The 7600-nt window shown below is 59.1% G+C and carries 8 protein-coding genes and 1 riboswitch; of the genes, 4 read left to right on the forward strand and 4 right to left on the reverse strand.

The genetic code is table 11. The annotated features are described in order from the left end of the window. Positions 1 to 386 (forward strand): NAD(P)H-dependent oxidoreductase (locus HMPREF3143_RS05540; RefSeq protein WP_175441109.1); only part of this gene is annotated, 386 nt, incomplete at its 5' end. 57 nt (positions 387 to 443) lie between these two features. Here the strand turns inward: HMPREF3143_RS05540 and arsC are convergent. From arsC to HMPREF3143_RS05555, 3 genes are all read right to left on the reverse strand, one after another. Continuing rightward, positions 444 to 872 (reverse strand): glutaredoxin-dependent arsenate reductase, encoded by a 429-nt coding sequence (gene arsC / locus HMPREF3143_RS05545; RefSeq protein WP_070532072.1) that lies wholly within the window; start codon positions 870 to 872, stop codon positions 444 to 446. A 49-nt stretch (positions 873 to 921) separates the two neighbouring features. Next, the gene (locus HMPREF3143_RS05550; RefSeq protein WP_070532075.1) at positions 922 to 2205 is read right to left on the reverse strand and encodes an arsenic transporter; all 1284 of its coding nucleotides are present in this window, start codon (positions 2203 to 2205) and stop codon (positions 922 to 924) included. A gap of 95 nt (positions 2206 to 2300) precedes the next feature. Continuing rightward, the gene (locus tag HMPREF3143_RS05555; protein ID WP_001549886.1) at positions 2301 to 2654 is read right to left on the reverse strand and encodes a metalloregulator ArsR/SmtB family transcription factor; all 354 of its coding nucleotides are present in this window, start codon (positions 2652 to 2654) and stop codon (positions 2301 to 2303) included. A 483-nt stretch (positions 2655 to 3137) separates the two neighbouring features. Between HMPREF3143_RS05555 and HMPREF3143_RS05560 the strand changes: the two genes are divergently transcribed. Together HMPREF3143_RS05560 and HMPREF3143_RS05565 are read left to right on the forward strand one after the other, a co-directional pair. Continuing rightward, entirely contained in the window at positions 3138 to 4616 is a 1479-nt protein-coding gene (locus HMPREF3143_RS05560; protein WP_001549885.1) for a SulP family inorganic anion transporter, read from the forward strand. An 18-nt stretch (positions 4617 to 4634) separates the two neighbouring features. Continuing rightward, a complete protein-coding gene (locus tag HMPREF3143_RS05565) occupies positions 4635 to 5462 on the forward strand; it encodes a universal stress protein (protein WP_004118529.1) in 828 nt (275 codons plus the stop codon). A 71-nt stretch (positions 5463 to 5533) separates the two neighbouring features. Here the strand turns inward: HMPREF3143_RS05565 and HMPREF3143_RS05570 are convergent, their stop codons facing one another. Next, entirely contained in the window at positions 5534 to 6730 is a 1197-nt protein-coding gene (locus HMPREF3143_RS05570; RefSeq protein WP_070532078.1) for an MFS transporter, read from the reverse strand. 380 nt (positions 6731 to 7110) lie between these two features. Then, positions 7111 to 7181, forward strand: a riboswitch (Fluoride riboswitch). Between the two features lie 77 nt (positions 7182 to 7258). Between HMPREF3143_RS05570 and crcB the strand changes: the two genes are divergently transcribed. Then, a partial coding sequence (gene crcB / locus HMPREF3143_RS05575; RefSeq protein WP_070532081.1) for a fluoride efflux transporter CrcB occupies positions 7259 to 7600 on the forward strand: 342 nt, incomplete at its 3' end.

Below are 7600 nucleotides of genomic sequence, written 5' to 3' on the forward strand. Positions count from 1 at the left end.
CCGGCATCATGAAGGCCCAGATTGACTGGATACCGCTGACGTCAGGCGCGGTCCGCCCGTCACAGGGAAAAACCCTGGCCGTCATGCAGGTCAGCGGCGGCTCACAGTCGTTCAACGCTGTAAATCAGATGCGTATTCTTGGACGCTGGATGCGGATGATCACCATCCCGAATCAGTCATCCGTGGCAAAAGCCTGGGCCGAGTTTGATGAGGATGGCCGCATGAAGCCTTCTTCGTATTATGACCGCATAGTGGACGTCATGGAGGAACTGATGAAGTTCACCCTGCTGACGCGCGGTCGCAGTGATTATCTCACCGACCGCTACAGCGAAAGGAAAGAGAGTGCCGCGCAGCTTTCTGAGCGGGTCAACCAGCGCAGCATATAAAAAAGCCGGCAGATGCCGGCTTTTTCCACACTGTTATGCCCGCAGCCTGGTAAAAAATCAGTGGCTGACGCGGTTCCCGTGCTCATCAATGACGGCTTCGCCGTTCTCTTTGGTAAACGCGCCCTGCTGCGGGTCCGGCAGTATGTCCAGAACCACTTCGGAGGGACGGCACAGCTTCGTGCCGAGCGGTGTCACTACCACCGGGCGATTAATGAGGATCGGATGAGCCAGCATGGCATCGAGCAGTTCGTCATTGCTGAAGCGGTCTTCTGCCAGGCCGAGCTGTTCGTACGGTTCGGTATTTTTGCGCAGCAGGTCGCGCACGCCGATGCCCATATCCGCAATCAGCTTCTTCAGCTCATCGCGTGACGGCGGCGTTTCCAGATACAGAATAACCGTGGGTTCGGCGCCGCTGTTACGGATAAGCGCCAGGGTATTGCGGGATGTCCCGCAGGCCGGGTTGTGGTAAATGGTAATGTCAGTCATAAGCGGTACTCCGTAAAGGGGCTGCACGGGCGCAGCCCCGGGGTTAAAGTTAAACAGACAGGCGCAGGGCCAGCGCGGCCAGCGTGACAAAAAGCACCGGCAGGGTCATCACGATGCCCACGCGGAAGTAATAGCCCCAGCTGATGTTGATGTTTTTCTGTGCCAGCACGTGCAGCCACAGCAGGGTTGCGAGGCTGCCGATAGGGGTTATTTTCGGGCCGAGGTCACAGCCGATGACGTTGGCGTAAATCATCGCCTGCTTCACCACGCCCTGTGCGCTACTACCGTCAATCGACAACGCGCCAACCAGCACGGTGGGCATGTTGTTCATGACGGACGAGAGTGCCGCCGTCAGGAAGCCGGTGCCGAGCGTTGCGCCCCATACGCCGTGCTCTGCAAACCGGTTCAGGGCGGCGGAAAGGTAATCAGTCAGTCCGGCGTTACGCAGTCCGTATACCACCAGATACATGCCCAGCGAAAAGATAACGATCTGCCAGGGCGCGCCTTTCAGCACCCTGCCGGCGTCAATCACGTGTCCTTTGCGGGCAACCAGCCAGAGAATAAACGCCGCCACCGCCGCCACCAGGCTGACCGGCACGCCGAGCGGCTCCAGAGCAAAAAAGCCAACCAGCAGAAGAACCAAAACCACCCAGCCAGCCTTAAAGGTTCGTGCATCCCGGATGGCTTCCCGCGGTGCCTTCAGCTTCGCCAGGTCATAGGTGACCGGGATGTCCCTGCGGAAAAAGAGATGAAGCATCACCAGCGTGGCCGCAATGGAGGCAATGTTCACCGGCACCATGACGGATGCGTACTCGCTGAAGCCCAGCGTAAAGAAGTCAGCCGTTACGATGTTCACCAGGTTCGATACGATGAGCGGCAGGCTGGAGGTGTCAGCGATAAAGCCCGCTGCCATCACAAACGCCAGCGTGGAGCCGGGAGTGAATCCCAGCGCCAGCAGCATGGCAATAACGATCGGCGTCAGAATTAGCGCGGCTCCGTCATTGGCAAACAGCGCCGCCACTGCGGCACCCAGCAGAACGATATACGTGAACAGCAGCCGGCCCCTGCCGCCTCCCCAGCGGGAAACGTGCAGCGCGGCCCACTCAAAAAAGCCGGACTCATCGAGCAGCAGGCTGATAATGATGACCGCAATGAACGTGCCCGTGGCGTTCCAGACAATCTGCCAGACCACCGGAATATCACCGATGTGCACCACGCCGGTCAGCAGCGCCAGCGCCGCACCGATGACGGCACTCCAGCCAATGCTCAGCCCCTTCGGCTGCCAGATGACCAGTACCAGCGTCAGGATGAAAATCGCACCTGCCAGAAACATACCCGCTCCTATTGAATACAAATGCCTGTTAAACCGGACTGATAAATTTTCGATGCGTAATATATTCGATAATCCAGATATATACCGGTAAATTTTTAAATGCAGACAGGCTTGCCGTTGGTGGTGGCGTTATCGCGTTCAGCCTGCCGGCTGAGCTGGCGGATATCATCCCGCTGGCAGAGATAAGCCTGTTCGATAACCGCCGCTGCCCACGCCGGCATATGAGGCGACAGACGATAGTGGATCCATTTTCCGTCCCGCCGGTCGGTAAGCAGCCCGTTTTCTCTCAGCAGAGCCAGATGCCGTGAGATTTTGGGCTGAGTTTCTTTCAGCACGGACGTAAGTTCACAGACGCAGAGCTCCCCTTTTTCGCGTAGCAGCAGCACGAGGCTGAGTCGGGTTTCGTCGGAAAGGCTTTTAAAAAGCTGCAGGGGGGACACGGGTGGCATGGTGACTCCTTATTGTGACTGACCTGAGTGTACCTGTGAAACTTTCTCCGTCAAATTTATATTCACTTAATCATATGTATGTGCGAACGCCGGACGAGCCTGAGCATGCAGAAGGACTTTCCGTCCGGATGCGCCTGACCGGCATTCCATGAACAGCGTTTTTGCCCTGCGCGTTGACCCCGTTAACAATTCGTGTAGAGTAAAAAGCGCTTTTTGCCGTGGTTCATCTGCCCGGCGGGCATTTGTGGCCGGTACTGAACGTCTGTTCATCCGGTCTTTCTGATTACCCGCGCTGCTCTGTCAGCCGTGAAGGAGTGATAAACACCACCATGCGTCTTACGCCACCCTGAGTCGTACCCCTCCTCTGTCGCACTGAATAAACTTCGGCGCGCACTCAAAAACATCCCGTCTGCGGATGTGCTTTTTCGTACGTAAAATTTTTGCCCTCACGGGCTGACCGTAATCAAAAACTGAGAAATGACTATGCTGCTGTCCTCGACGCGTAAGGACTGGCTGGGTAACGTCCGTGGTGACGTCCTTGCCGGTATTGTGGTCGCGCTCGCGCTTATTCCCGAAGCGATCGCCTTTTCCATCATCGCCGGAGTCGACCCGCAGGTCGGGCTCTACTCTGCGTTCTGTATTCCCCTGGTTATGGCCTTCCTCGGCGGCCGTCCGGCAATGATATCGTCCGCCACCGGTGCGATGGCGCTGCTGCTGATCACGCTTGTAAAAGACCACGGCCTGCAGTATCTGCTGGCGGCCTCGGCGCTGACCGGCGTACTGCAGCTGGCGGCCGGCTACCTGAAGCTGGGCAGCCTGATGCGCTACGTCTCCCGCTCGGTGGTCACCGGTTTCGTGAACGCGCTGGCCATCCTGATATTTATGGCGCAGCTGCCGGAGCTGACCAACGTCACCTGGCACGTTTATGCCCTGACCGCTGCGGGCCTGGGCATCATTTATCTCTTCCCGTATCTGAACAAAACCATTCCCTCGCCGCTGGTCTGCATCATCGTGCTGACCGCCATTTCCATGTGGCTGCACCTGGACGTGCGCACCGTGGGTGACATGGGCAAACTGCCGGACAGCCTGCCGGTGTTTCTGATCCCGGATATCCCGCTTAACCTCGACACGCTGATGATTATTCTGCCGTACTCGGCAGGACTTGCCGTGGTGGGGCTGCTGGAGTCGATGATGACCGCCACCATCGTGGACGACATGACCGACACGCCGAGCGATAAAAACCGCGAGTGCAAGGCGCAGGGCGTGGCCAACATCTGCACCTCCTTTATCGGCGGCATGGCGGGCTGCGCGATGATTGGCCAGTCGGTGATCAACGTCAAATCGGGCGGGCGCGGGCGGCTTTCCACGCTCACCGCCGGCGTGGTGCTGCTGCTGATGGTGGTGTTCCTGCGCGACTGGGTGTCCCGGATACCCATGGCGGCTCTGGTGGCGGTGATGATCATGGTCTCCATCGGCACCTTCTCCTGGCGCTCCATCAGCAACCTGCGCAGCCATCCGCTGTCAACCAGCGTGGTGATGCTGGCCACCGTGGTGGTGGTGGTGGCGACCGATAACCTGGCGTTTGGCGTGCTCACCGGCGTGCTGATTGCCTCGCTGAACTTCGCCACCAAGGTCGCCCGCTTTATGGCGGTCTCCTCTGAGCTGAAGGACGACACCCGCACCTATACCGTAGCCGGCCAGGTATTCTTTGCCTCATCCGATCGCTTTATGAGCCACTTCGACTTCCGTGAAGCGGTGGAGCGCGTGGTGATTGACGTAACGCACGCCCACTTCTGGGATATCACCTCCGTGAGCGCGCTGGACCGGGTGGTTATCAAGTTCCGTCGCGAAGGCACGGAAGTGGAGATCAAGGGTATGAATGACGCGACCCGCACCCTCGTTGACCGCTTCGGAGTGCATGACAAGCCTGAAGAAGTGGAAAAGCTGATGGGTGGCCATTAATTTACTGGAGAAAGCATCATGAATAACACCGTTATTGCCTGCGTTGACGGCTCGCCGTCAACCCGGCCGGTCTGTGAGTATGCTGCCTGGGCAGCCGGTAAACTTGGCGCGCCGCTGGCGCTGCTGCACGTGCTCGAAAAGAGTGAGACTCCCGCCGTGTCTGACCTGACCGGGAGCATTGGTATTGACAGCCGGGAGCAGCTGACCGAAGCGCTGGTCCGCGTCGAGGGTGAGCGCAGCCGGCTGCTGATGGCGCAGGGCAAGGCCGTGCTGGCCGGCTGTGCGGAGCTCCTGAAGCAGACCGGACAGCCGGACGCACAGCTGCTGCAAAAGCACGGCGCACTGGACGAAATCCTGGCGGAGCTGGGCGAAGTCCGGCTGATGGTGCTGGGGCGCCGCGGGACGCAGAATCAGGTAGGCAGCCATCTGGAAAGCGTCATTCGCCTGCAGAAAAACCCGGTGCTGATTGTGCCGGAGACGTTTACGCCGCCGGCGCGGGTGATGTTTGCGTACGACGGCAGCAGTGAGAGCCGTAAAAACCTGACGCGCCTGACGGTCAGCCCGCTGCTGCACGGCCTGAGCTGTCATATCGTGATGGTCAACGGTGACATGTCAGCCCTGCAGGATGCGCAGGCTGTTCTTCAGGAAGCCGGTATCACGACCGAGACACGCCTGCTGGAAGACGAGTCCGTAACCGGGGCGCTGTGCCGCTACGCGGACGCCCATGATATCGACCTCACGGTAATGGGGGCCTGCGGGCACTCCCGGTTACGGCGATTCTTTATTGGCAGCCACACCACGGAAATGCTGTCTGAAAGCCGTCAGCCCCTGCTGATGCTGCGATGAAACAGGCGGGCCTGATATCAGGCCCGCCTTCACAGGGGAAAGAGGATGACGGGTATGAAGGTAAAGGCGCGTTATTGCGGCGCATCCGTCCTGATACCGGTGGCCAGCAGGCTGGCGCCAAGAATGTAGACCAGGCAGAACAGGGCCTGAAGATGCAGGGTGACATGGTTATCTATCAGCACGCCCATGATTACCGGGGATGCCCCGCTGGCAATCACCGTCCCTGCCTCAACCGCCGAGCGCACCCTGGCCAGCTGCGCCGGACCAAACAGCTGTACCCAGAGCGCGGTGGCAAGCGTTGAGGCAATGGCCGACGATACGCCGGTCATAATCAGGTAAAAAGGCGTCACCCACTGACCGTTGCTGAGCCATAGCGCCAGCATGGCCAGGGCCTGTGGCATCAGAAACCACGGCAGCAGCCTGCGTGGTGAGAGCCGGTCAATCAGCGGGCCAAACGACAGCAGCGATACCGCCTGGGTAATGGCATAGGCAATAAACCATACCGCCACCCACGACAGCTCCCAGCCTTTCTCCTGTGCCAGCCTCGCCTGGTGGAAGAAGAAGCCGGTGGTGATAAAGGGGGAGGCCAGCACGACAGGCAGCGCCAGCAGCAGGTTGCGGTTTCGCCATACCGGCGCCTCTTTTTCTTTCTCCTCACCCCGCTTTCTGAACGTACGCAGCGGCTTCTCTTTCCCGCGGGGCAAAAACATCAGCGCGACCCCCACGCCGGCAACAAGCATTCCGGCATTGATGCCCCAGGCAGCGCGCCATCCCGTCAGCGCGCTTATCTGCACCGCAATCACAGGAAAAACGGCCTGCGCCAGCGAGAGCCCCAGCGCGATGGCGCCGAGCGCCTTGCCTGCATCAAGGGGGAACTGGCGCGCCGTTGCGGTCAGCGCAGTATGCACCATCAGTCCCTGGCCGCCGAGGCGCAGAAAGTAAAACCCGATGCACAGCATCCACGCCGCCTGTGCGCCGGAAACCAGCAGGCAGGCCGTGAGCAGCAAAAGGGTGACCGCCAGCGTGAAGCGGCGGGTCGTGGTGTAGTCAATCAGCCGTCCGGCCCAGGTCAGCGTGATGGCGCTCATCACCGTTCCGATTGCGTACAGGCCGCCCAGTCCGCCGTCGGTGAGCCCAAAGGCCTCACGAAAATCCTGCCTGTAAAGTGAGACAAAATAGGTCTGTCCAAAGCTGGACATGGCCATCAGCATCGCACCGAACGTAAGGTGAGAGGCGTGATGAAACATAAACCGAAAAAGCTGACGCATGAATATCCCTGAAGGCGGGCTGCAGCCCGCCGATTAATCACGACGTGTCCGTACCGGCTGCTGCGGACACGGCGCCTGCGTCCCTGAAGCAGGTACACGCGGGTTCACCGTGAAAGGTGGCAGTCCCGTAACGGATATGAGAGAACGGTACCCGGCGCGGACTGGCTGTCGCGGCAGGCTCTCTGATAAAGGACGGGCGAAGAGAAACTCAGGGTGGCGTAATGTGCATGACTCACAGTCAGATATAAAATGCTGCCGAAACGATAATTTTTAATGCTCTTCAGGTCAAGCCTGAAAACGGGCTCCTCATGCCCGCCGCAGGGGGAGTCGCACAAAAACAGTGGATAGCCGCTTGATTAACGCCCGTGACCGGGCCAGAATTGCGGCGAGGTGATGGCGTTCCACCTTACCCAACCGCTTCCCCTGAGAAGCTGATGACGCCTGATATTACTCCCCTTTAACCGGGAGTATGTCAGGCCGCCCCGTATCATCAGCCTGCATACTCCCTCTGACACAGAGGTAAACCCCGTGAAATCTTATCTGGCCATTATCATTGGTGGATCCGCTGGCTGCCTGATCCGCTGGCTGCTTGGCGCACGCCTGAACAGCCTGTTTCCTGACCTGCCACCGGGCACGCTGGTAGTGAACCTTGCGGGCGGATTTATCATTGGTGCGTCGCTGGCCTGGTTCATGCGCCATCCTGACCTGGATCCGGCCTGGCGATTACTTGTTATCACCGGGCTGTGCGGTGGGCTGACCACGTTTTCCACGTTTTCCCTGGAAATATTCTCACAGCTGCAGTCCGGTAATTATTTCTGGGCGTTTACTTGGGGTCACCTCAGAAAACGGAATCTATGGTCACTCCCGTTT

The sequence above is a fragment of the Enterobacter sp. HMSC16D10 genome (genome assembly GCF_001807145.1).
GTDB classification, from domain to species: Bacteria; Pseudomonadota; Gammaproteobacteria; order Enterobacterales; family Enterobacteriaceae; genus Enterobacter; species Enterobacter roggenkampii.

Excerpts from the sequence above, each read along its gene's own strand:
- arsC (WP_070532072.1), bottom strand. The coding sequence starts at position 872 with ATGACTGACATTACCATTTACCACAACCCGGCCTGCGGGACATCCCGC.
- HMPREF3143_RS05550 (WP_070532075.1), bottom strand. The coding sequence starts at position 2,205 with ATGTTTCTGGCAGGTGCGATTTTCATCCTGACGCTGGTACTGGTCATC.
- HMPREF3143_RS05555 (WP_001549886.1), bottom strand. The coding sequence starts at position 2,654 with ATGCCACCCGTGTCCCCCCTGCAGCTTTTTAAAAGCCTTTCCGACGAA.
- HMPREF3143_RS05560 (WP_001549885.1), top strand. The coding sequence starts at position 3,138 with ATGCTGCTGTCCTCGACGCGTAAGGACTGGCTGGGTAACGTCCGTGGT.
- HMPREF3143_RS05565 (WP_004118529.1), top strand. The coding sequence starts at position 4,635 with ATGAATAACACCGTTATTGCCTGCGTTGACGGCTCGCCGTCAACCCGG.
- HMPREF3143_RS05570 (WP_070532078.1), bottom strand. The coding sequence starts at position 6,730 with ATGCGTCAGCTTTTTCGGTTTATGTTTCATCACGCCTCTCACCTTACG.